General features: G+C 60.0%; 25 protein-coding genes and 1 pseudogene. 16 read left to right on the plus strand and 10 right to left on the minus strand.

The window, feature by feature from the left end; all coding sequences use genetic code 11:
• Positions 1 to 15: 15 nt before the first annotated feature.
• A complete protein-coding gene (locus tag AC1G9C_RS15990) occupies positions 16 to 780 on the minus strand; it encodes a DUF6969 family protein (protein ID WP_480408151.1) in 765 nt (254 codons plus the stop codon).
• Positions 781 to 833: 53 nt separating this feature from the next.
• Positions 834 to 1616 carry a hypothetical protein gene (locus tag AC1G9C_RS15995; RefSeq protein ID WP_480408152.1) on the minus strand — a complete coding sequence of 261 codons (783 nt, stop codon included), beginning with the start codon at positions 1614 to 1616 and terminating at the stop codon, positions 834 to 836.
• Between the two features lie 279 nt (positions 1617 to 1895).
• On the opposite strand from AC1G9C_RS15995, the gene AC1G9C_RS16000 reads away from it, so the two are divergent.
• The 7 genes from AC1G9C_RS16000 to AC1G9C_RS16030 all read left to right on the plus strand — a co-directional run bounded on the left by AC1G9C_RS16000 (position 1896) and on the right by AC1G9C_RS16030 (position 6318).
• Positions 1896 to 2501: an RNA polymerase sigma factor gene (locus AC1G9C_RS16000; protein WP_480408153.1), complete on the plus strand. Its 606-nt coding sequence runs from the start codon at positions 1896 to 1898 to the stop codon at positions 2499 to 2501.
• Positions 2495 to 2722, plus strand: a complete 228-nt coding sequence (locus tag AC1G9C_RS16005) for an anti-sigma factor family protein (RefSeq protein ID WP_341437132.1) — start codon at positions 2495 to 2497, stop codon at positions 2720 to 2722. The genes AC1G9C_RS16000 and AC1G9C_RS16005 overlap by 7 nt, the downstream gene beginning before the upstream one ends.
• A gap of 84 nt (positions 2723 to 2806) precedes the next feature.
• Positions 2807 to 3505, plus strand: coding sequence for a DUF2064 domain-containing protein (locus tag AC1G9C_RS16010; protein WP_480408154.1), 699 nt, complete (start codon positions 2807 to 2809; stop codon positions 3503 to 3505).
• The gene (locus tag AC1G9C_RS16015; protein WP_480408155.1) at positions 3492 to 4214 is read left to right on the plus strand and encodes a glycosyltransferase; all 723 of its coding nucleotides are present in this window, start codon (positions 3492 to 3494) and stop codon (positions 4212 to 4214) included. The genes AC1G9C_RS16010 and AC1G9C_RS16015 overlap by 14 nt, the downstream gene beginning before the upstream one ends.
• 10 nt (positions 4215 to 4224) lie before the next feature.
• Positions 4225 to 5010: a DUF547 domain-containing protein gene (locus AC1G9C_RS16020; RefSeq protein ID WP_480408156.1), complete on the plus strand. Its 786-nt coding sequence runs from the start codon at positions 4225 to 4227 to the stop codon at positions 5008 to 5010.
• A 14-nt stretch (positions 5011 to 5024) separates the two neighbouring features.
• Entirely contained in the window at positions 5025 to 5921 is an 897-nt protein-coding gene (locus AC1G9C_RS16025; protein WP_480408157.1) for a patatin-like phospholipase family protein, read from the plus strand.
• Positions 5905 to 6318, plus strand: coding sequence for a hypothetical protein (locus tag AC1G9C_RS16030; RefSeq protein WP_480408158.1), 414 nt, complete (start codon positions 5905 to 5907; stop codon positions 6316 to 6318). Before AC1G9C_RS16025 ends, AC1G9C_RS16030 begins: the two co-directional genes overlap by 17 nt.
• 223 nt (positions 6319 to 6541) lie before the next feature.
• Here the strand turns inward: AC1G9C_RS16030 and AC1G9C_RS16035 are convergent, their stop codons facing one another.
• The 3 genes from AC1G9C_RS16035 to AC1G9C_RS16045 all read right to left on the minus strand — a co-directional run bounded on the left by AC1G9C_RS16035 (position 6542) and on the right by AC1G9C_RS16045 (position 8405).
• Positions 6542 to 7486 (minus strand): HD-GYP domain-containing protein, encoded by a 945-nt coding sequence (locus AC1G9C_RS16035; protein WP_480408159.1) that lies wholly within the window; start codon positions 7484 to 7486, stop codon positions 6542 to 6544.
• A gap of 104 nt (positions 7487 to 7590) precedes the next feature.
• On the minus strand, positions 7591 to 7935 hold the full coding sequence (locus tag AC1G9C_RS16040; RefSeq protein WP_480408160.1) for a GFA family protein: 345 nt from the start codon (positions 7933 to 7935) through the stop codon (positions 7591 to 7593).
• Between the two features lie 125 nt (positions 7936 to 8060).
• On the minus strand, positions 8061 to 8405 hold the full coding sequence (locus AC1G9C_RS16045; protein ID WP_480408161.1) for a hypothetical protein: 345 nt from the start codon (positions 8403 to 8405) through the stop codon (positions 8061 to 8063).
• A 175-nt stretch (positions 8406 to 8580) separates the two neighbouring features.
• On the opposite strand from AC1G9C_RS16045, the gene AC1G9C_RS16050 reads away from it, so the two are divergent.
• From AC1G9C_RS16050 to AC1G9C_RS16075, 6 genes are all read left to right on the plus strand, one after another.
• Positions 8581 to 9249 (plus strand): transglutaminase-like cysteine peptidase, encoded by a 669-nt coding sequence (locus AC1G9C_RS16050; RefSeq protein WP_480408162.1) that lies wholly within the window; start codon positions 8581 to 8583, stop codon positions 9247 to 9249.
• A gap of 139 nt (positions 9250 to 9388) precedes the next feature.
• The gene (locus AC1G9C_RS16055) at positions 9389 to 10303 is read left to right on the plus strand and encodes a LysR family transcriptional regulator (RefSeq protein WP_480408163.1); all 915 of its coding nucleotides are present in this window, start codon (positions 9389 to 9391) and stop codon (positions 10301 to 10303) included.
• A 19-nt stretch (positions 10304 to 10322) separates the two neighbouring features.
• Positions 10323 to 11231: a LysR family transcriptional regulator gene (locus tag AC1G9C_RS16060; protein ID WP_480408164.1), complete on the plus strand. Its 909-nt coding sequence runs from the start codon at positions 10323 to 10325 to the stop codon at positions 11229 to 11231.
• 122 nt (positions 11232 to 11353) lie between these two features.
• A complete protein-coding gene (locus tag AC1G9C_RS16065) occupies positions 11354 to 11983 on the plus strand; it encodes a glutathione S-transferase family protein (RefSeq protein WP_480408165.1) in 630 nt (209 codons plus the stop codon).
• Between the two features lie 53 nt (positions 11984 to 12036).
• Complete coding sequence (locus AC1G9C_RS16070; protein WP_480408166.1) at positions 12037 to 14091, plus strand: pyridoxamine 5'-phosphate oxidase family protein; 2055 nt, start codon at positions 12037 to 12039, stop codon at positions 14089 to 14091.
• Positions 14092 to 14139: 48 nt separating this feature from the next.
• The gene (locus AC1G9C_RS16075; protein WP_480408167.1) at positions 14140 to 14613 is read left to right on the plus strand and encodes a nuclear transport factor 2 family protein; all 474 of its coding nucleotides are present in this window, start codon (positions 14140 to 14142) and stop codon (positions 14611 to 14613) included.
• Here the strand turns inward: AC1G9C_RS16075 and AC1G9C_RS16080 are convergent.
• Complete coding sequence (locus tag AC1G9C_RS16080; protein WP_480408168.1) at positions 14594 to 14797, minus strand: hypothetical protein; 204 nt, start codon at positions 14795 to 14797, stop codon at positions 14594 to 14596. The genes AC1G9C_RS16075 and AC1G9C_RS16080 overlap by 20 nt on opposite strands.
• Here AC1G9C_RS16080 and AC1G9C_RS16085 point away from each other — a divergent pair.
• A complete protein-coding gene (locus tag AC1G9C_RS16085; protein ID WP_480408169.1) occupies positions 14796 to 15119 on the plus strand; it encodes a hypothetical protein in 324 nt (107 codons plus the stop codon). The two genes, AC1G9C_RS16080 and AC1G9C_RS16085, sit on opposite strands and share 2 nt — an antisense overlap.
• A gap of 312 nt (positions 15120 to 15431) precedes the next feature.
• Here AC1G9C_RS16085 and recA read toward each other — a convergent pair whose 3' ends face one another.
• The 3 genes and pseudogenes from recA to AC1G9C_RS16100 form a co-directional block, all read right to left on the minus strand.
• A complete protein-coding gene (recA, locus tag AC1G9C_RS16090; RefSeq protein WP_023443801.1) occupies positions 15432 to 16478 on the minus strand; it encodes a recombinase RecA in 1047 nt (348 codons plus the stop codon).
• Between the two features lie 103 nt (positions 16479 to 16581).
• Positions 16582 to 17100: pseudogene (locus AC1G9C_RS16095) on the minus strand (ATPase domain-containing protein); the annotation flags it as partial.
• A gap of 84 nt (positions 17101 to 17184) precedes the next feature.
• Positions 17185 to 17685: a CinA family protein gene (locus AC1G9C_RS16100; protein WP_480408170.1), complete on the minus strand. Its 501-nt coding sequence runs from the start codon at positions 17683 to 17685 to the stop codon at positions 17185 to 17187.
• A gap of 78 nt (positions 17686 to 17763) precedes the next feature.
• Here AC1G9C_RS16100 and mutS point away from each other — a divergent pair, with 78 nt between their 5' ends.
• Complete coding sequence (gene mutS / locus AC1G9C_RS16105; protein ID WP_480408171.1) at positions 17764 to 20331, plus strand: DNA mismatch repair protein MutS; 2568 nt, start codon at positions 17764 to 17766, stop codon at positions 20329 to 20331.
• Between the two features lie 141 nt (positions 20332 to 20472).
• Complete coding sequence (gene fdxA, locus AC1G9C_RS16110) at positions 20473 to 20796, plus strand: ferredoxin FdxA (RefSeq protein ID WP_021441853.1); 324 nt, start codon at positions 20473 to 20475, stop codon at positions 20794 to 20796.
• Between the two features lie 435 nt (positions 20797 to 21231).
• Here the strand turns inward: fdxA and rpoS are convergent, their stop codons facing one another.
• Positions 21232 to 22239: an RNA polymerase sigma factor RpoS gene (rpoS, locus tag AC1G9C_RS16115; RefSeq protein ID WP_021441854.1), complete on the minus strand. Its 1008-nt coding sequence runs from the start codon at positions 22237 to 22239 to the stop codon at positions 21232 to 21234.
• Between the last annotated feature and the right edge of the window lie 30 nt (positions 22240 to 22269).

Raw genomic sequence — 22269 nt, forward strand, 5'->3', positions numbered from 1 at the left:
TACCTTGGTTGAAGCTTATCGGCTTATGCCCTGAACCTGACGCAGTTGTTCGACCCAAGCGTTGATTGAAATGTCGAGATGCCCGGTGATCTCCAGTGAACGGTCTTCAAGCACATCCTGGTCGGGATGCAGCGCACGCCAGTGCTCGACAACCTGATCACGATGATCAAGCAATGCCTCGATATGCGGGCGAAACAGCTTGAGCATGGCACTTAGCCACAGATTGGTCGGCCAGGAGGGATGGGCGTGGTCGATCAGAAACCCCGGCAGCATCTCTTTCACCGAAGTCGCCGGGTACCAGGTTTCCGCGGTGACCCAACGATTGCAGGCAAACAGGCCAATGGGCTGGCCCCAGGCGTCCATGGAAACGGCCACCAGATGGGCAATGGCTTCATCGCCCGTAGGCCAGGGCTCGCTCATGCACAGATCCTTACGCGGCAGCAGGTGAGCACCTATACCGGCACCGCGAATAAAGGTGTGGAAGTGTCCATGCTCCACGCCCCCTTCACGGTGAGCGTGGTAGTAGTACTGGCTGTGACTGTCGCGGTCGAATACGTCGCCATCGGGGTAGTGGTTCATTTCATAGAACCCCTCATGGCCCTTGAGCAGTTCGCCGACCACGTTCAACCCAGCCTTGGCCAGCGCATGCTGGCAACGCTCAACCTCGGCGGCCGCCTCCAGCATAACGGCCCGCTCGTGAGGCGAAAGCGCGGTTGCATCAGGCGCGGCCAACAGCATGCCTGGGACGGCATTGGGTAGATTGGAAAGCGGTAAATTCATGCAACCCTCCAAACGCGCCGGAGCCGATCAAACCGGCCCCGGCTCGCCCTGATTCAAGATTTGACGGCGCAGGGATTTTTAACCGCGCAAGGGTTCTTGGCGGCACAAGGGTTTTTCGCGGCACAAGGATTCTTGACCGCGCATGGGTTTTTCGCGGCGCAAGGGTTGGCCGCACAGGGATTGGGCTTGAAGCTGGTCTGCAATGTCGCGGTGTAGGCTGTCAGCGCCGCCAGTTCCTTCGATTCCCAGCCTAATGCCTTGGCTGCCATAGGCGCGACCATGCAGATCTGAACCATCTCATCGAGAAAGACCTGGCTCATGCCGAACTGATCCTTGGCCATGGCCACCTGGTGGGGGAACGCCTTGGCAAAGCTGGCCTGAAACAGGTTGCCACCCTGGTGGCAGGTTTCGCAGGACAGGCCGTTGCTGCTCAGTTTTGGGTCCTTGTACAGCTGCTCGCCATAGGCCACCAGCTCAGCCTGAGGGCCCTGATAAGGCTTGTAGTTCGCTGGGCGCTTGACTGATTTGACGGCGCAAGGGTTGAGCTTGGCTGCGCAGGGGTTCTTGGCCGCGCAGGGATTTTTCACCGCACAGGGATTGGGCGCGCATTTGGCGGCACAGGGATTCTTCGCTGCACAGGGATTTTTTGCGGCGCAAGGGTTCTTTGCGGCACAGGGACTCAGCGTGGCTGGCGCGCATTTGGCCGCGCAAGGGCCACAAGGGCTGGCGGCAAAAGTGGGGCCGGCCAGGGCAAGGGCCAGCACGCTGGCGGACACCATCGCGGCAATGGGACGCTGACAAGAAAACTGCGGATGATCGGGACAAGTCGAGTGCATGGGGGCTTTCCTCATAGGGCTACACGTATTGTTTGTTATTGGTGCCACCACTGAAGACACCTGCGCTGGCAGGTCTGAAAGTATTGTCAGCGCTTGATCGCGTTCTCTCCCTAGGCACACTAGTAGGCTTTGGATGATTCGCTACTACTCTGATGAAGCATCGATGTTTTTGTTACAGACCACGTCCTTCTCAATCCCGAGATGTAACAAAAGCTGCGTTGTTTGCTCCAAGATCAATGCTCACAATCACGCCCATGAACCATCTGAGGTAATCCGCGCATGGATGATGAACAGGCACTGCTCAAGCGACTGCGACAGGGCGACAAGGAAGCGCTGGAAAGTGTTATCAAGCTGCATCACGCCTTCCTGATCGCGATGGCCACGCCATTGGTCGGCCATGAACTGGCTGACGATGTCGCCCAGGAAACCTGGATCAAGGCTTTTTCTGCTATCAAGAAATTTGAAGGACGCTCGAAACTGCGTACCTGGCTGGCGCGCATCGCCATCAACGAGGCCCATGCCATCCGCCGCAAGACCGGCCGCGAGGTGTCGTTCGACGGCTGGGGGCATGATCAGGGCTCCCCCATCAGCACGCGTTTCAATGAACAGGGCGCCTGGGACGCGCCACCCACCCAGTGGCACCACGACACCCCTGAAGAATTGCTGACCGAAGCCGAACTGCACGAGTGCATCCACAAGCACCTGCATAAGCTGCCCGACGACCAACAGAGCGTAGTGATGATGCGTGAGCTGGGTGGCCTGGATTACACCGAAATTGCCCGCGCCCTTAATCTGGCCGAAGGCAATATCCGGGTTCTCTTGCACCGCGGCCGGCAACGCATGCACGCCATGCTCAATCACTTCGAGGAGGTGGGAACATGCTGAGCTGCCGCGAAATGTCGGAGCTGAGCTCCGACATCATGGAAAGCCACCTGAGCCTGAAAAACCGCTGGGCGGTCTTTATGCACCTGCGCATGTGCCCGCGCTGCAAGCTGTATCTGGAGCAACTCAAGCTGACCTCTGAAGTGCTGCAGAAGCTGCCATTGGACAAGCAACCGGTGGACAGCGCGGCCATCCTCAAACAGCTCAAGCTGCCCGAAGATTGACCCGGGCCTTGTAACAAAACGGCTTATGCCCGCTCCTAATTGCACAGCGCTTCGCTGCCTCTCAGGTGCACATGGAGCATAAGTTTGAGCCTCGATCTCAGCAAAGATGAACCTCAACCCGCCTTGGTTCTGTTGTGCAAACGTCCGGCCCTGGGGCACTCCAAACAGCGGCTGGCTGCGCAGATAGGCCTGGAACCCACCCTGCAAGTCGCAGAAAAATTGCTGCTGTGTGCGCTGGAAGATCTGCAGCATTGGCCGTACCTGCCCGTTATCGCGCCGGATCATCCCGATCATTTCGACTGGGCCGGCGACTGCAACCCGCGCGCCTTGGTCATCGCGCAGTCAGCCGGTAACCTGGGCCAGCGACTTCAGGCGCTGGATCAGCACTTGCGGGCAAGGGGGCATGGCCACTTGCTCTATATAGGCAGCGATTGTCCGGCCTTGAACCAACAACACTTTCGCCGTGCCTGCCAGTTGCTGGACAAGCACGACACGGTATTGATCGCCGCCCGTGATGGCGGCGTGGTGCTGATGGCCAGCAAGCGCCCTTGGCCCAAGCTGGACGATCTGCCCTGGAGCACGGCGAGCCTGAGGCAAGCCCTGGCACAACGTTGTCGACAGGCCGGCCACTCGGTGATCGAAGCAGACATTCTGGCCGATGTTGACCAGCGCGAAGATCTGCCTGGGCTTGTCCGTGCGCTGGAACAGGATGGCCGCCCTGCTCGCCGAGCATTACTGACCACCTTGCAACGTCTCGGGCTGGAACAGCATGCAAGCCAATAGAGCCATCAGCGTGATCATTCCCTGCTGGCACGACCATGCCGCGCTGGCAGCCCTGCTCACTCGCCTCAACGGCTTGGCGCAACGGACGCGGCAGCAGCTGCAGTTGCTGGTCGTGGACGCGGCCAACAGTCCCGACTGCCAAAGCATCTGTAACCAGCTGGGCGCTCAGTGGCTTGCCTCGGCTCCCTGCCGGGGCCAGCAGCTGCGTCAAGGCGCAGCACAGGCGCAACATTCAATTCTGTGGTTCCTGCATGCCGATGCCCAGCTGCTGGGCAACCCGCTGCTGGACGTGCAGGCGGTGATGAGCAATGGCGCTATCGGCGGCTTCTTCGCTTTCCGCTTTGCCGGCCCAAGCTGCTGGCAAAGCCGAGTACTTGAGCGACTGATTGGCTGGCGTAACCGCTTCGGCACCCCTTATGGCGACCAGGGCCTGTTTGTCGAGCGCAGTGCCTATCTCGCCTGTGGCCAGCACAGTCCCTGGCCACTTTTTGAAGAGGTCGAGCTGGTTAACAACCTGCGTGGCCTCGGCGATTTCCAGCGTATCGAGCATGGCTTGCTGGTTGACCCCAGGCGCTGGCAGCGAGACGGCTGGTGGCGCCGTTCCCTGAGCAATCGCCTGCTGGCGCTGGCCCATGCCTGCGGTGTTTCCGCGTTCACCCTCGCTCGCCTGTACCAGCGTGGCCACCGCCCCCACTCACTGAAACCTTAGGAACCCAACCATGCGCCCACTGTTTTTGCTGCTGGCCTTGTGCTTCAGCAACCTTTTGCAGGCCGATACCTTCGACCATCAACATCAGGCCTGGACTCGCCTGCTGCAACAGCATGTGAGCTGGCTGGATCAGGGGCATGCCAGCATCGTCGACTATGCGACCCTGCAAAAGAACCGCACCGAATTGGATCGCTACCTGAGCGTGCTGTCCGCCGTAACCCCAGCCGACTACCAACGCTGGCAGCCTGAACAGCGCCTGGCTTTTCTGATCAATGCGTATAACGCCTTCACCCTCAAGCTGATTGTCGAGCACTACCCGGTGGACTCGATCAAGTCCATTGGTGGTCTGTTCAGCAGCCCCTGGAAACAAGCCTTTATCCCGCTTCTGGGGCAACGCTTAAGCCTGGATCAGATCGAGCACGGCATGATCCGCGAGCCTGGCGTATTCGACGAGCCGCGCATTCACTTTGCCGTCAACTGCGCGTCAGTGGGCTGCCCGGCATTACGCGACGAAGCCTTTGTCGCCGAACGCCTGGAGGAACAACTGCAGGACAGCCAGCGGCGCTTTCTATCCGATCACAGCCGCAATCGCTTTGACCCCACAAACCAGCGGTTTCAGGTGTCGAAAATATTCGACTGGTATGGCGAGGACTTCATCCAGCAGTGGGGGTCGCTGGAGGCCTATTTCCAACAGCACCTGGCCTTGCTAAGCCCATCTGCCAGCACATTACTGCCTCAGGGGCGCGTAAGCATCGACTACCTTGACTATGACTGGAACCTGAATGAAACGCGTTGAAAGGAACACTGCCCATGACTGAGGTCACCGCATTGGTATTGGCCGGTGGCGGCAGCCTGGGTGCCGTACAGGTGGGCATGTTGCAGGCACTGGTGCAGGCCCGCATCAGTATCGATCTGGTTATTGGTGCATCAGTGGGGGCGATCAACGGCGCCTACTTTGCCAGCCGCCCGGATAGCCACGGGGTCAGTGAGCTGGCCAGCATCTGGTGCGGCCTGAGTCGACGCGACATCTTTCCATTCAGTGTGCTGGGCGCCGGGGTCGCCCTGCTACGTGGACAAGGCCACCTGCTCACCAGCCAGGGCCTGCAGCACATGATCGGGCGATTTCTGCCGGCGGCTCGTATCGAGGACAGTCGGCTGCCTTTGCATATCATGACCACCGACATGCTAAATGGCGCGGAAGTGTTGCTCTCACGGGGCAATCTGCTCAAAGCGCTATTGGCCAGTGCCGCCATCCCCCTGGTCTATCCGCCGGTTGAGATCGATGGACGACTGTTGATGGACGGTGGGGTAGCCAGTAACACACCCATCGCCAGCGCCGTCGCACTCGGCGCCACGCGCATCCTGGTGCTACCCACAGGTTTTGGCTGCGCCTGCACGGCGCCGCCGCGAAGCCTGGTTGCCCGTGGCCTGCATACCCTTAACCTGATGAGCATGCGCCAGCTGGTTCGTGACATCGCCCTGCATCAATCCCTGGCCCGCATCCATGTGGCCGCCCCGCTCTGTCCTCTGGGCGTCTCCGTCTTTGACTTCAGCCAGACCGCCAGCCTGATTGCACGCGCCAGGCAGCAAACCCAGATCTGGCTTGAGCTGGGCGGTTTGCAGCAGACAGCGATTCCCGAGGCGTTGCTGGCCCACTCCCACCCCGATATGTCCACCCAAGAGAGCGCCGATGAACGCACTGATTAACCTACACCTGAAACTCTGGCAGTCTTTCCGCCGACTCCCTCTGTGGGTGCAGCTGTGGATGGCAGGCCTGCTTCTGCCAATTAATCTGGCCAGCCTGTTTCTGTTGCATTATCCCAGCGCCCAATGGATTGCGCTGAGTGCACTCATAGTGGTCGGCAGCAATATGCTGCTTATGTACTTATATGGCGGATTCAGTCGACTGCTCGCGGTTCCCCACCTACTGGTCTGGGGCCCTCTACAAGTCATGTTGCTGATGTACCTGGCCCAGTCAGGCGAACCGCTGGCAACAGATGAGGTGCTGTATGTCAGCCTGGTCCTGGTGGTAAACGGCATCAGCCTGGTCTTTGACCTGATCGATGCCTGGCGCTGGATGCAAGGCGAGCGCCAGCTGTTTTAAGTGCGGATCTCGGCCCGCCTACTGTCGCGGCGGGCCTGAATAGCGCTAAAACTCGCCACGGCAAAAGGCACCAGATAGTTGAGCAGAAGGTGAAAGACAGACAGTTTTTCTGCTCCCCATAACGCCCCTCCCTGATTGATCAGGTTCAATACACTCCCCACCAGCAGAGCCGTGACCGCAGCACGCCTCCATACTCCAGGCTGAGCGAGTGATCTGAATACCTTCATGGCGCTATACCCGCGGGCAAGGTGGAGATTGGGTTGAGCATTTGCTGCAACGGCATACTGGCAATCGCCTCGGCGATTACACGGCGAATCAGGCCATGATCGGCCTCGGGTTGAAGTGCCCGTGGATCGCCCACCTCCCCGGTCGGCTTGGCCAGTAACCCGGCCTTGCCCTGCTCCAGGACAAAACCGCCACCACAGTTACGGCAGAAAATAGCCTCACCGGCTTGCTGCTCACGCCGAACAACCAACGTGGGGCCGCACATGGGGCAGTGCTGCAAGGGAATGCCCTCATCGGAATGAGCAATAACATGATCGAGCACGCCTTGGCGGCCGAGCATCAGAAAGTGCTCGCACAAGGCTGGATCGAACTGGCTGCCACTCTGACTCTGAATGATTGCCAGCGCTTGGCCCCGGCTCATACCGGCCCGGTACGGACGGCTGCTGGTCATGGCATCGAAGGCATCGCACAAGCCCACGATACGGGCATCCAGAGATATTTCAGGGCCGCGCAGGCCACGTGGGTAGCCTTTGCCGTCTGGGCGCTCATGGTGATTATAGACAGCCTCCAGCACCAGACCGGCCAGAGGGTGACCCGCGAGCATTCGCGCCCCCATTTCCGGGTGGGTGCGAATCAATGCGTATTCCTGCTCATCCAGTGCGCTGGTTTTGCGCAACACGGCATCCGTGATACCGATTTTGCCCAGGTCATGCAGAAAACCGCCCAGGCTGACACGCGCCACATCGGCCGCTTTCAGCCCCGCAGCCTCGGCCAGCAGACGCGAGTATCGCGATACCCGCCACAGATGGCCGCCGGTATAGGGGTCTCTAGCCTCGACAAACCAGGCCATCAGCAGCAGGGAACTGACCAAGGCGCCAGCCGCTTCCTGCTCGCCAGGCTCGGGCAGCGCATGCTTTCGCCAGCCACTTAGAAAAGACAGCATCAATAATCCCTCTCAGAACAGACCGGCCCCATCCCGTAAAGCCTAGGAAGCAGCCCCTAAAACGCCCATCTCTGGTCAGCCAGCAAACCACAGCCCACTGCAGCCTAGTGGAGCATTGTTGGGTTCGCGTTCTCGATTCGTTGTAACTGCAGATCATCCACGCACATCAAGTTCACCACCCAGGAGTCGGGCAACACCGCCGGGCGGCTGAAGGTACTCACACCACAACCCTGGCAAAAGTAATGCCTGGCCTTCAGCGTGCCGAAACGATACTCACGCAAATGCTCCTTACCCGAACGTATGCACAGCTGAGCTTCGCTGATGGCATGCCACAGCACACCTTTACGTCGGCAGTAAGCGCAATGGCACCTCAACACCTCGGTGGGCATGCAACTGACTTCAAAACGCACCAGCCCACAATGGCAGGCGCCTCGATACGACTCGGCCATAGACTGCCCTCCCGGTCAAAGGAATGCCGACTCCGGCCAAGACGCAACAATGGGTTGGCACCTCCTTGTGCCCAGGGATAAAGAAGCCAGCGTGGTCGGCCCCTCCTCCAACAGACAGTCCCCCATCAATGCTGGCTACCATAGATGGCACGGTCACGCAGGATGGGCGATTTGTAGCTTGGTTCAGGTTGGCTCTGCTGCGCATCCAGCGTGTCGTCCAGGTTGCCGGCAGCCGTTGGTTGCTCTTCGATCAGCTGGACAAAACGCTGGCCCTCTTCGCTCCGACCACGTTGCGCAGCCAATGCCTGCAGGCGTTGTTGATTGCGCATAACCCGCTCGCTACCGCCTTCGGCGAGCTGCAGTTGCGGGGCCTGAACGGACCAGGGCGATAGAATCTCCGCGGCCTGAGCCGCAGTGCCAAAGCCCACCAGCAGAGTTGCCAGAGCGGTCATGGTGATTAAGGTTTTCATGATGTAATCCTCTTAAGTTGTCTTACATCACTCAGATGACTGGCCCGCGCCTTTGTTACAGCCAGCAGTTTTCTCGCCACGCTGACCGACGAACGTCGCTTGATCCCAGAGCAACACGAGCAGTAAGGTGCAGCGGCATGCTGGCTCAATGCCGCCCTGTCCCAAGGAGTCTTTCTTGCCAAAGCTCTCGCCCCATTTCCTGCAACTGCCACGCGTGCTTGCCCTGTTGCTGCTTCTGCACATGCATGGTTGGACACTTGCCCATGCAGGGGGCGACATGGTGAGGAGCGAACATGGCTCCACCGAGCGCCTGCAGGCTTGGCACAAGCTGATGCACGATTTGGCGGGAGCCTCCGAATCGCAGCAACTGCAGCAGGTCAATCACTTCTTCAATACCTATATCCGCTACGCAGAAGATATCGATCTGTGGGGCGTCAGCGATTACTGGGCCTCACCTGAAGAAACCATTGAGCGAGGCGCAGGAGACTGTGAAGACTTCGCCCTGGCCAAGTACTTCACTCTGCGCCAGCTGGGTGTCGCACCCGAGCACCTGCGCCTGCTGTACACCACCCTTGCCGGCAATGGCCAGGCGCATATGGTGCTGGCCTATTGGCCTACCCCGCAGCACGAGGCGCTGGTTCTGGATAATCTGGACGCTGACCTGACCCCTGTGCTGCAACGCCAGGATCTGCGTATCCAGTTTGCATTCGATGCCCGGCACCTCTACAAGCCGGAAGGTGAAACGCTGCGGGCAATCGCCGATGCCGATCTGCTGCCTGCCTGGCGCACCCTGCTGCAACAGATGACAGGGGCGCAATTAAGCCTGGCGCAGTTGCAGCCATAGCCAGGCAAGCAGCGCACGCCTTGACCTGTTTCTTACCCCTGAAATTTTCATAAAACATACCGATCCACGTCCTGACCCTGCGTTTATTTCAGTCTTTGCAATAAGCTAAAGGCTCTGCGGGGAAAAACAGGAGCTGAACATGGATCGCTTTCAGGAAATGCAGGTCTTTGTCGCGGTAGCCGATGAGCAGAGTTTTGCCTCGGCCGCGCGGCGGCTGAACATGTCCGCCCCCAGTGTGACCCGTGCCGTGGCGGCTCTTGAGGAACGCATCGGGACTCGATTGCTCGCCAGAACAACCCGCAGCCTGCATATCACCGAGGCCGGTCAGCGCTATCTGGCAGACTGCCGGCGGATTCTGGCCGAGCTGGAAGAGGCCGAAGAGTCTGCGGCCGGCAGCCATGCGGTTGCCCGTGGTCAATTGAACGTGACCGCTCCCGTACTGTTCGGCGAACTGTTCGTGACACCGCTGCTGGTGGATTACCTCGATCAATATCCGCAGGTCCAGGCCAAGGCGCTGCTGGTCGATCGTGTAGTCAATATGGCGGAAGAAGATATCGATGTGGCCATACGCATCGGAGATCTGCCCGAGAACAATCTGCACCGAGTTAAGGTCGGTACAGTGCGTCGGGTCATCTGCGCCTCCCCCGGCTTTCTGGCCGAATACGGTCGCCCGCAACACCCCAATGATCTGCGTGACGCCTCAGTGGTTCTGGCCGCGAGCAGCACGCTGGTCAGCGACTGGCAATTTATGGGACCTGAAGGTGCGATCACGGTCAGGCCCCAACCGCGGCTGGTGGTCTCGGCCAATCAGGCAGCGATCCGTGCTGCATGCGCCGGTTGGGGACTGACTCGCGTGCTGTCGTACCAGATTGCCCGGCAAGTCGAGGCTGGCGAGCTGGAAATCGTGCTGGCCGACTTTGAGCTGCCATTGCTGCCTATCCATGTGGTCTACCAAGGCGGGCGCAAGCTATCGGCCAAGCTTCGCAGTTTTGTCGATTTCTGTACCAGCGCCCTGCAACAGAATCCGGCACTCAATCCGGTGCTGGGCGCCTGAAATGGACCGTTATCGGCAGATGAAGGTGTTTCTGGCAGTGGCCGAGACCCTCAGCCTGGCTGCTGCGGCCAAGCATCTGCACCTTTCATCGGCCACCGTGACCCGGGCCGTGGACGCCCTGGAAAACCGCCTGGGTATCCCACTGCTCCAACGCAGCACCCAAGGCGTGACCCTTACAGCGGCCGGCGAACACTTCAAGCATGACAGCCAGCGCATTCTTGGCGAGGTCTGGGCCGCAGAAGCGTCTGCCAGGGGGCTGCACCACAACGTGTGTGGACGCATCAATCTGAGCATGCCACTGCTGTTTGGCCAATTTCTGTTCACTCCCGTCCTGCTTGAATACCTGACGCAGTACCCTCAGGTGCAGATTTGCGTGCAGTACCAGGAAGATTGCCCCAACCTGCATGAAGAAGGGGTGGATGTGGCGGTGGCTATCGGCCCCCTGCCCGACTCATCCCTGTTTGCGATCAAGGTCGGCAGCACTCGCCCCGTTATTTGTACCAGCCCAGCCTATCTGCTCGCTTATGGTGAACCGCAACACCCTTCTGAGCTGCGGACTCACTCGATCATCCACACCAGTAGCGATGCGCAGACATCGGAGTGGACCTTTCGCCAGGACGACCAACCGTTAAGCGTGCGTGTCGCGCCGAGACTGCGCTGTACAACCAGTCAGGCGGCCATTATCGCCGCGTGCAAGGGTGCTGGGCTGGCACGCTGCATGGCCTATCAGGTGCATGAACAGCTCGGCACGAAGCAACTGCGCAGCGTGCTTGCCCCATATGCCCCTGCCGAGCAGGATATCCACCTGGTCTACCGCGAAGGTCGACGCGCAACCGAGCGAGTCCGCAGCTTTATCGACTTCGTAATCGCACGGCTGCGTCAGCACCCCGCCCTTAACGAAGCGACTTTATTTCACTCAATGAAATAAAGGATTGCCATTTCTGACGATTCTTAAAGTCCTCAACCGACAGCATGATGCGTCCATCAGCGCGATATCCATTGGCCTACGCCACCGCCTGAGTCATTCCCTAGGACTATCTGGAGCTCATCATGTCAGACACCATCAAACTGTTCCGTCACCCTCTCTCGGGCCACGCTCATCGTGTCGAGCTGATGCTTTCACTGCTCGATGTACCAGCAGAGCTGGTTTTCGTTGACCTGGCCAAGGGGGCGCACAAACAACCCGAATTTCTCGCCATGAACCCTTTTGGCCAGGTGCCGGTAATCGACCACAACGGCACGGTGCTCAGCGATTCCAATGCCATCCTCGTCTATCTGGCCAAGAAGTATGACGACAGTGGCCGTTGGCTGCCGGAAGACCCCCTTACCGCCGCCCAGGTACAACGCTGGTTGTCGGTGGCAGCCGGCCCACTGGCCTCAGGCCCTGCAACTGCACGTTTGATTACCGTGTTCGGCGCGCCCTATGACGCTGAATCAACCATTGCGCGCGCCCATGCATTGCTCAAGGTGATTGAGCAGGAACTGGCTGCTAGCCCATTTCTGGTCGGCGACCATCCGAGCATCGCTGACGTGGCCTGCTACTCCTACATTGCCCATGCCCCTGAAGGAAACGTGGACCTGAGTGATTACCCTCACCTACGCAGCTGGCTGCAGCGTATTGAGGCGCTGCCGGGATTCGTGCCCATGCAACGCACAGCTGTAGGCTTGCAAAGCGCCTGATACCTCACTGGCCCCGCTCCATGGGGCCAGCCTTAACGCCTGGAGCTACGGCCATGTCAGACGCCAATACCCCATCTCCCTGGCATAGTGGGGAAAAGCAGTTGCAGGCCCGGGTCGGCGTGGCCGAACAGATGGAGGTGTTCGGCCGCAAGGTGATTCGCGACCACTTGCCGGAGCAACACCGAGCCTTTTACCAGCAATTGCCCTTTATTCTCATGGGCACAGTCTCTCCAGAGGGGCTTCCTTGGGCCGGCATACTGGCTGGCGAGCCCGGGTTCGCCCACTCCCCCACAGCGCAGACACTGCGCCTGGAAACCCACCTGGATGCGAACGACCCGTGCAGCAGCGGTCTGGCTGCGGGCAAGGCCATTGGCCTGCTGGGTATTGAACTGCACAGCCGTCGCCGCAACCGACTCAATGGCCGGCTTGTCAGGCGCGAGCATGATCATCTGGAGATTGCGGTCGAGCAAAGCTTTGGTAACTGCCCGCAATATATCCAGCTACGCCAGCTGCAAGCAGCCAAGACCGAGCCCCGCGAAACCCTGCCGGTCGAGCGCGCGAACCAGATCAGCCCTGCTGACCAGGCGATGATTAGTCGTGCCGATACCTTCTTCGTCGCCAGCTATATCGAGCAGGCCAATGGCCAATTGGCCGTGGATGTATCGCACCGTGGTGGTCAGGCCGGATTTGTTCGAGTTGAGGGCAACCGTCTAAGCATTCCAGACTTTGCCGGTAATCTGCACTTCAACACCCTCGGCAATCTGCTGCTCAACCCCCGCGCAGGCCTGCTCTTTATCGATTTCAGCACCGGTGACCTGCTCCAACTCAGCGGAACCACCGAACTGGTCTTGGAAGGACAAGAGGTGCAGGCATTTCAGGGCGCCGAGCGGCTATGGCATGTGCAGGTCGAGCATGTCGTGCGCCGTCCGGCGGCGCTGAGTCTGCGCTGGCACTTCGCGGATTACTCACCCAATAGCCTGATGACCGGCTCCTGGGCAGATGCCCAGGCTCGCCTGGCGGCCATGGATTTGCAGCAGCAATGGCGGCCCTGGCGAGTGGTGCGGATTGTCGAAGAAAGCCCCAGCGTACGCTCTTTTTATCTTGAGCCGAGCGACGGGGCCGGAATGCCCAGCTTCATTGCAGGTCAGCATATGGCGCTGCGGATCAATATCACTGGGCAACCTAGGCCACTGATCCGTACCTACAGCCTGTCAAGCGCACCCTCCGATCGATTTATGCGCATCAGCGTCAAGCGCGAGGGGCTGGCATCGACCTTTCTGCATGAGCATCTTCAGGTCGGCAGCCTGCTTGAAGGGCGAGCGCCCCAAGGACATTTGCGCCTGGATAACGAACAACGCCGCCCCCTGGTACTGCTCGCTGCGGGGATAGGCATTACTCCCCTGCTGTCGATGCTGCGCGAAACGCTCTATCAGAACCGCCGTCTACGCCGGCATCGCACCATATGGCTGATTCAAGCGGCCCGTATTGCAAGTGAGCTGATCTTTCGTGAAGAACTGGCCGACTTGCTGCAGCCGGGCGACACATCGCTGCACATGCTCCGCGTACTCAGCCAGCCCGAGGCGACAACACGCCAGGAGCAGGACTATGACCTGGCCGGGCATGTGGATGTCGCGCTGCTCAAAGCTTGGCTACCTTGGGATGATTACGACTTCTATCTATGCGGATCTGGGACCTTCACCCAGAGCCTCTATGATGCCTTGCGCGAGCTGAATATCAGCGATCAGCGGATTCATGCCGAAAGTTTCGGCCCTGCCAGCTTGCGCCGCTCAGGGGACGCACTGAATACCGCCCCGACATTGCCGCCTGCAACGGTTGCCGTGCCCGTGCTGTTTCAGCGCTCGGGCAAGGAAGCCCGCTGGACACCAGGCAGCGGCAGCTTGCTTGAGCTAGCCGAATCACGTGGCCTGAGCCCTGAATTCAGCTGCCGAAGCGGCAACTGCGGGACATGCAAGACCGCAGTGCTGAGCGGCGCTGTGACTTATCAGCATCAACCACCAGAGCAGCCTGCCGATGGCCATGTCCTGCTCTGCTGTGCCGTGCCGGCTGCCACTGCAACGGGTTCCACCCCCCTGGTACTCGACCTGTAGACGCAGGTTGAATTTACGATGCTTTAACCCACTAGCGAGAGGCTATCCATGACAGAGAATGCACGCCCGCCCTACCCACCGTTTGATCTTGCCAGCGCGACACAGAAAGTACGCCTGGCCGAAGACGGCTGGAATACGCGCGATCCCGACCGCGTTGCGCTGGCCTATACCGCCGACAGTCGCTGGCGTAACAGAAGCGAATTCCCCCAGGGGCGTGAACAGATCCGAGCGTTTCTGACGCGTAAATGGGCCCGCGAGCACGAGTACCGTCTGATCAAGGAGCTCTGGGCCTTCCAGGATCATCGCATCGCGGTGCGCTTCGCTTACGAATGGCATGACGACAGTGGGCAGTGGTTTCGTTCCTACGGTAATGAAAACTGGGAATTTGACGCGCAAGGCTTGATGCAAACCCGACATGCGAGCATCAACGACTTACCGATCCCGGCCAGCGAACGCCTATTTCATTGGCCCCAAGGCCGCCGTCCGGACGATCACCCTGGCCTTAGCGAACTGGGGCTTTGACCGCATAAAACAAACTCGGCACATGCCTGATTCCGCCCCGAATCAGGCACTCGCTCAGGCCAATAATTTCCTTAGGTGAAATTAAGTAATCCGCAAACTGATGATTCTTGCGGCGAATCAATAGCGAGAGACTGCCTCCGACGGCCAACAGGCCTTTATCAATCGATGTGGAGAACAGGCTCATGAAAAAACTACTGCTTAGCCTTGTACTGCTAGCGCCAATGGCTCACGCAGCCGAAATCATAGGCACCGGCCCGGACAATCGCGTGGGTGAAGTATTTGGCAGCGGTGTCGGTGTGCTTCTGGGCGGCGCAGCCGGTGGGCCTGTCGGCGCCCTGGCTGGAGCCGCAATCGGTTACTTCACCGGTGGTGGCGTACAACAGGTCACTGGTCAAACCGGTGTGGCCTATCAGGTCAAACGGGATGATGGAAGCGTGAGCACGCTGCGTTACAACCGCTTGCCGGAAGAGCTGAAGAGCAACATTGAGAAATCTCCCAAGAACTAGCGGTAGCGCTATTTAACTTTGCGAGGCATAGGGATCGACGTATTTCACCAGAAACCAAAAGTCTTCTCCAGGTTCGCCCTAGGACGAGGGTATCCGTTTTGGATTGAGGAGGGGAAAGCTGTTTTGATTAAAAAAGAATTTTAAGATAATTATGGAGAGTAGCTGAGTGGGAAGCGAACCTGTAAGTAACCTTGATCGGAAAGGAACCTGATGTGGCATCAAGTATAAAGCCTAGCTGGGGAGGCTAGGCTTTATATGGGGTAGAAGCTTAACTATCGATTGTCATCAGCGACCTTAAACCGCTACGAGATATCAATATTCGTCAGCCGGCTCTTCTAAGGCAGCGAGGTTGGCAGAGGTTTCAGTCTGCGGCTTGGACATCAGCTTGTCGCGGATCAGACTTTCCAGTTTGTCCATGGTTTGCTTGTTGTCCAGCAGCCACTTCATTGTGTTAGCCTTACCTTGGCCGATCTTGTTACCTTCGAAGGAGTACCAAGCGCCGGACTTTTCAACAAAGTTGTTAGCAACAGCGAGGTCAACGATCTCACCGGCCTTGCTAATACCCTGGCCATAAACGATCTGGAACTCTGCTTGCCTGAATGGAGCAGCAACTTTGTTCTTGACTACTTTCACACGGGTTTCGCTGCCTACTACTTCGTCGCCTTCCTTGACCGCTCCGGTACGGCGGATATCCAGTCGCACCGAGGCGTAGAACTTCAGGGCATTACCACCAGTGGTAGTTTCAGGACTGCCAAACATCACACCGATCTTCATACGAATCTGGTTAATGAAGATACACATAGTATTGGAGTTCTTCAGGTTACCAGTGATCTTCCTCATCGCCTGCGACATCATTCGGGCGGCAAGGCCTACATGGGAATCCCCAATTTCGCCTTCAATTTCAGCCTTCGGAACAAGAGCAGCAACAGAGTCAACGACAATAAGATTGACTGCCCCAGAACGCGTCAAGATGTCTACGATTTCAAGTGCCTGTTCACCAGTGTCAGGCTGTGAGCACAGGAGTTCATCAATATTAACGCCTAGCTTAGCTGCGTAGATCGGATCAAGCGCGTGCTCAGCATCGACAAATGCACAAGTCAAACCTTGACGCTGCGCTTCAGCAATCACCGACAGCGTAAGCGTGGTTTTACCAGAAGACTCCGGCCCATAGATTTCAACGATACGGCCGCGCGGCAACCCACCCACCCCTAAGGCAATGTCTAGGCCGAGTGAGCCAGTCGATATAACATCTATATCCATAGTGCGGTCGGAGCCCAGCCGCATGATGGAACCCTTACCAAACTGCTTCTCAATTTGAGAAAGAGCCGCTTCTAACGCTTTGCTTTTTGCCTGATCCATTCTTGATGACCATTTAAATTAATAATTAATCGGATCTTACTGATTAGCTTAGGACGTTTCCCTAATAAGAAAGGAATACCTCCTAAGTGAACCTAAACTATGCCGCAGCGGCTAATACTGCATCCTGGAGGCCGACGTGCATGTCGCCCATCTCGCCTTCGATTTCCGCCTTGGGCACCAGGGCTGCCACGGAGTCGACGATGATCACGTCGACGGCATTGGAACGCACCAGCATGTCGGTGATTTCCAGCGCCTGCTCGCCGGTATCCGGCTGCGACACCAGCAGGTCGTCGACATTCACGCCGAGCTTGCCGGCATAGTCGGGGTCGAGGGCGTGCTCGGCGTCGACGAAGGCGCAGGTAGCCCCCATCTTCTGCGCTTCGGCGATCACCGACAGGGTCAGGGTGGTCTTACCGGAGGATTCCGGTCCGTAGATCTCGACGATCCGGCCCTTCGGCAGGCCGCCGATGCCCAGGGCGATGTCCAGGCCCAGCGAGCCGGTGGAGATGGCCGGGATGGCCTGGCGCTCGTGATCGCCCATGCGCATTACCGCGCCCTTGCCGAACTGCTTCTCGATCTGACCCAGGGCAGCCGCCAAGGCGCGCTTCTTGTTCTCGTCCATTTGTATCCTCACGTGCTCAAGGCCTCAGCGGCCGCCGACAACTGTATAAGTAGACAGTATTATTCCACAGGGCAAGTCGCCCGCCTACCCCATTACCGGATTTTCCTCGGCCAGCAGGCGCGAAAGCCCCGCCAGTGCGGCCTCGACCGTTTGTCGGCGCACTTCGCCGCGATCACCGGGGAAGTGTTTGCACAGGCTGTACAGGCGCTCGCCGTCGCCCCAGGCCAGCCATACGGTGCCCACCGGTTTCTCTGCCGAACCGCCGTCGGGCCCCGCCACGCCGCTGACCGCCACTGCGTAGCGCGCCCCACTGCGGGCCTGGGCGCCGCGCACCATGGCCTCGACCACCTCGCGGCTGACTGCGCCGACAGTGGCGAACAACTCGGCCGGCACGCCCAGCTGCTTGCTCTTCTGTGCGTTGGAATAGGTGACGTAGCCGGCCTCGAACCAGGCCGAACTGCCGGGGATACGGGTGATTGCCTCGGCGATGCCGCCGCCGGTGCAGGACTCGGCGGTGCTGACCTGGGCACCGGCGGCTTGCAACTGCCGGCCGAGCTGCGTGGCCAGATGACTGATGGAATCCATATGCTCTCCGGGGTGAAACGGGCCAGGCCGATACCCTACACTAGGCGCTTTTGCGATTTAAGCCGGACAGTCGAGACCATGACGGACCTCTCCCAGCACACCCCGATGATGCAGCAGTACTGGAAACTGAAGAACCAGCACCCGGACCAGCTGATGTTCTACCGCATGGGGGATTTCTACGAGATATTCTACGAAGACGCGAAGAAAGCCGCGAAGCTGCTGGATATCACCCTCACCGCCCGCGGCCAGTCCGCCGGCCAGTCGATCCCCATGTGCGGCATCCCCTTCCATTCGCTGGAAGGCTACCTGGCCAAGCTGGTCAAGCTCGGCGAGTCGGTGGTGATCTGCGAGCAGATCGGCGACCCGGCCACCAGCAAGGGCCCGGTGGAACGCCAGGTGGTGCGCATCATCACCCCCGGCACCATCAGCGATGAGGCCCTGCTCGACGAGCACCGCGACAACCTGCTGGCCGCCGTGCTCGGCGACGAGCGCCTGTTCGGCCTGGCCGTGCTGGATATCACCAGCGGCCGCTTCAGCGTGCAGGAGATCAAGGGCTGGGAAAATCTGCTGGCCGAGCTGGAACGTTTGAACCCCGCCGAGTTGCTGATCCCCGACGATTGGCCGCAGGGCCTGCCGGCGGAAAAGCGCAAGGGCTCGCGCCGCCGCGCGCCCTGGGACTTCGAGCGCGACACGGCATTCAAGAGCCTGTGCCAGCAGTTCGGCACCCAGGACCTGAAAGGCTTCGGCTGCGAGCACCTGACCCTGGCCATCGGCGCCGCCGGCTGCCTGCTGGCCTACGCCAAGGAAACCCAGCGCACCGCCCTGCCCCACCTGCGCAGCCTGCGTCACGAGCGCCTGGACGACACGGTGATCCTCGACGGCGCCAGCCGGCGCAACCTGGAGCTGGACATCAACCTCGCCGGCGGCCGCGACAACACCCTGCAGTCGGTCATGGACCGCTGCCAGACCGCCATGGCCAGCCGCCTGCTGGGCCGCTGGCTGAACCGCCCGCTGCGTGATCGCGCGGTACTGGAGGCACGCCAGGACGCCATCGCCTGCCTGCTCGACGGTTACCGCTTCGAAACGCTGCAACCGCAGCTCAAGGAGATCGGCGACCTGGAGCGCATCCTCGCCCGTATCGGTCTGCGCAACGCCCGTCCACGCGACCTGGCGCGCCTGCGCGATGCCCTGGCCGCGCTACCCGACCTGCAGCAGGCGATGACCGACCTGGACACCCCGCACCTGCAGCAGCTGGCCTCGAGCATCGCCACCTACCCGGAACTGGCCGACCTGCTGGCCCGCGCCATCATCGACAACCCGCCGGCGGTAATCCGCGACGGCGGCGTGCTGAAGACCGGCTTTGACGCCGAGCTGGACGAGCTGCAGGCGATGAGCGAGAACGCCGGCCAGTTCCTCATGGACCTGGAAGCGCGCGAGAAAGCCCGCACGGGCCTGGCCAACCTCAAGGTCGGCTACAACCGCGTGCACGGCTACTTCATCGAGCTGCCGACCAAGCAGGCCGAATCGGCACCGGCCGACTATATTCGCCGGCAGACGCTCAAGGGCGCCGAGCGTTTCATCACCCCGGAGCTCAAGGAGTTCGAGGACAAGGCGCTGTCGGCCAAGAGCCGCGCCCTGGCCCGCGAAAAGATGCTCTACGACGAACTGCTCGAGCACCTGATCGGCCACCTGGCGCCGCTGCTCGGCAGCGCCGCGGCGTTGGCCGAACTGGACGTACTGAGCAACCTGGCCGAACGGGCGCTGAATCTCGACCTCAATCGTCCGCGTTTCGTCGAGGAACCCTGCATGCGCATCGACCAGGGGCGTCACCCGGTGGTCGAACAGGTGCTGACTACGCCCTTCGTGGCCAACGACCTGAACCTCGACGACAGCCGTCGCATGCTGATCATCACCGGGCCGAACATGGGCGGTAAGTCCACCTACATGCGCCAGACCGCGCTGATCGTGCTGCTGGCCCATATCGGCAGCTTCGTCCCAGCGGCGGCCTGCGAGCTGTCACTGGTCGACCGCATCTTCACCCGTATCGGTTCCTCGGACGACCTGGCCGGCGGCCGCTCCACCTTCATGGTGGAAATGAGCGAGACCGCCAACATCCTGCACAACGCCAGCGAGCGCAGCCTGGTGCTGATGGACGAAGTCGGCCGCGGCACCAGCACCTTCGACGGCCTGTCGCTGGCCTGGTCGGCGGCCGAGCACCTGGCGCGGCTGCGCGCCTTCACCCTGTTCGCCACCCACTACTTCGAGCTGACCGTGCTGCCGGAAAGCGAGCCGGTGGTGGCCAACGTGCACCTCTCGGCCACCGAGCACAACGAACGCATCGTCTTCCTCCACCACGTCCAGCCCGGGCCAGCCAGCCAGAGCTACGGCCTGGCGGTGGCGCAACTGGCCGGCGTGCCCGGCACGGTGATCGCCCGCGCGCGCGAGCACCTGGCGCGACTGGAGACCACCAGCCTGCCGCACGATCTGCCGCGCCAGGAGCCCGGCAAAGCGCAGGTGCCGATGCAGAGCGACCTGTTCGCCAGCGTGCCGCACCCGCTGCTGGAGGAATTGCACAAGATCAATCCGGATGATCTGAGCCCGCGCAAGGCGCTGGAGCTGTTATATACATGGAAGACGCGCATCTAACGCAGCCGCGCGCAAGCTGCTAGAATCGCGCGCAATTTTACGACTTGCCCGGTTTACAGCCTGAGCCGCGGCCACTGAACAGAGCACCTGGCAGCCCTTCGCAGAAAGAGCCCAGGCCGCCGCCCGAGGAGAGAATCAGACATGACCTTCGTCGTTACCGACAACTGCATCAAGTGCAAATACACCGACTGCGTGGAAGTCTGCCCGGTGGATTGCTTTTACGAAGGCCCGAACTTCCTGGTGATCCACCCGGACGAGTGCATCGACTGCGCCCTGTGCGAGCCCGAGTGCCCGGCCCAGGCGATCTTCTCCGAAGACGAGGTGCCGGAGGACATGCAGGAATTTATCGAGCTGAACGCCGACCTGGCCGAAGTCTGGCCGAACATCACCGAGAAGAAGGACGCCCTGGCGGACGCCGAGGAATGGGATGGCGTGAAGGACAAGCTGCAGCACCTGGAGCGCTGAGCGCCAGGCTGAAAACACCAAGACCCGCCAAGTGCGGGTCTTCTGTTTTTCAGAGATAAAAAAAGGGGCGGCTTGCGCCGCCCACTCTTTTGTCCCTAGTCCCTTTGTTTCCCAACCCATCGTCCTGATGAATCGCTTCTTGCGATGTTCCCGATCATCGTCCTGATGACCCGTGCTTGTCCCTGAGCACGAGAGTGATATTAGTCGCTGCAGCAGCGCTCACAACCCCGGCACGGGGCACGACGGAGCGCGCCACAGCCTTTTGCCCGCAAGAATAAATCATTCAAAAACAATAACTTAATAAAAATAGAACGGCATAACGGCGAGAAGCTCGCGACCTTTCCGCACAAAGGCTGACAGCACCTGTAAGCGATGGCTTACATGGCCAGGCAGAAAAAACCCGGCCGCAGCCGGGTTCTTGATGAGCGCGCCGTCTTACTGGAACAGGGCGTCGCTGGACAGGCCGTTCTTCTCGAGGATTTCGCGCAGACGCTTGAGCGCCTCGACCTGGATCTGCCGCACCCGCTCGCGGGTGAGGCCGATCTCCTGGCCTACTTCCTCCAGCGTGCAGCTCTCGTGGCCACGCAGGCCGAAACGGCGCACCACCACTTCACGCTGCTTGTCGGTCAGGTCCGACAGCCACTGATCGATGCTCTGCGACAGGTCGTCGTCCTGCAACAGCTCGCAGGGGTCGGTCGGCCGGTCGTCGGTCAGGGTATCGAGCAGGGTCTTGTCCGAGTCCGGACCGAGCGAGACGTCCACCGAGGACACCCGCTCGTTGAGGCCGAGCATGCGCTTGACCTCGCCCACCGGTTTTTCCAGCAGGTTGGCAATTTCTTCCGCAGAGGGCTCGTGATCGAGCTTCTGGGTCAGTTCGCGAGCCGCACGCAGGTAGACGTTGAGCTCCTTGACCACATGAATCGGCAAACGGATGGTGCGCGTCTGGTTCATGATGGCCCGTTCGATGGTCTGGCGGATCCACCAGGTCGCATAGGTCGAGAAACGGAACCCCCGCTCCGGATCGAATTTTTCCACCGCGCGGATCAACCCCAAATTGCCCTCCTCGATCAGATCGAGCAGCGACAGGCCGCGGTTGACGTAACGCCGAGCAATCTTCACCACCAAACGCAGGTTGCTCTCGATCATGCGCTTGCGCCCGGCCGGATCGCCCTTCTGCGCCAGGCGCGCGAAGTGCACTTCCTCTTCGGGAGTAAGCAGAGGGGAGAAGCCGATTTCGTTGAGGTAAAGCTGAGTGGCGTCGAGCGCCCGGGTGTAATCGATGTACTTGTGCTGCTTGGAGGGGGTGGCGTGCTTGGTCTTGGCACGTGCGGCCGGCGTTTCCGCCTCGTCGCTCTGAACCTCGCCCAAAACGATGCCCGGCTCCATCAGGAGCAGTTCATCGTCGACGTCAAACTCCGGCGCTTCTTTTTTGGTGAGAGCCATTGTTGTTGTCCCTAGCTGAGTTCGACAACA

It is taken from the genome of Pseudomonas sp. ABa2, assembly GCF_056676075.1.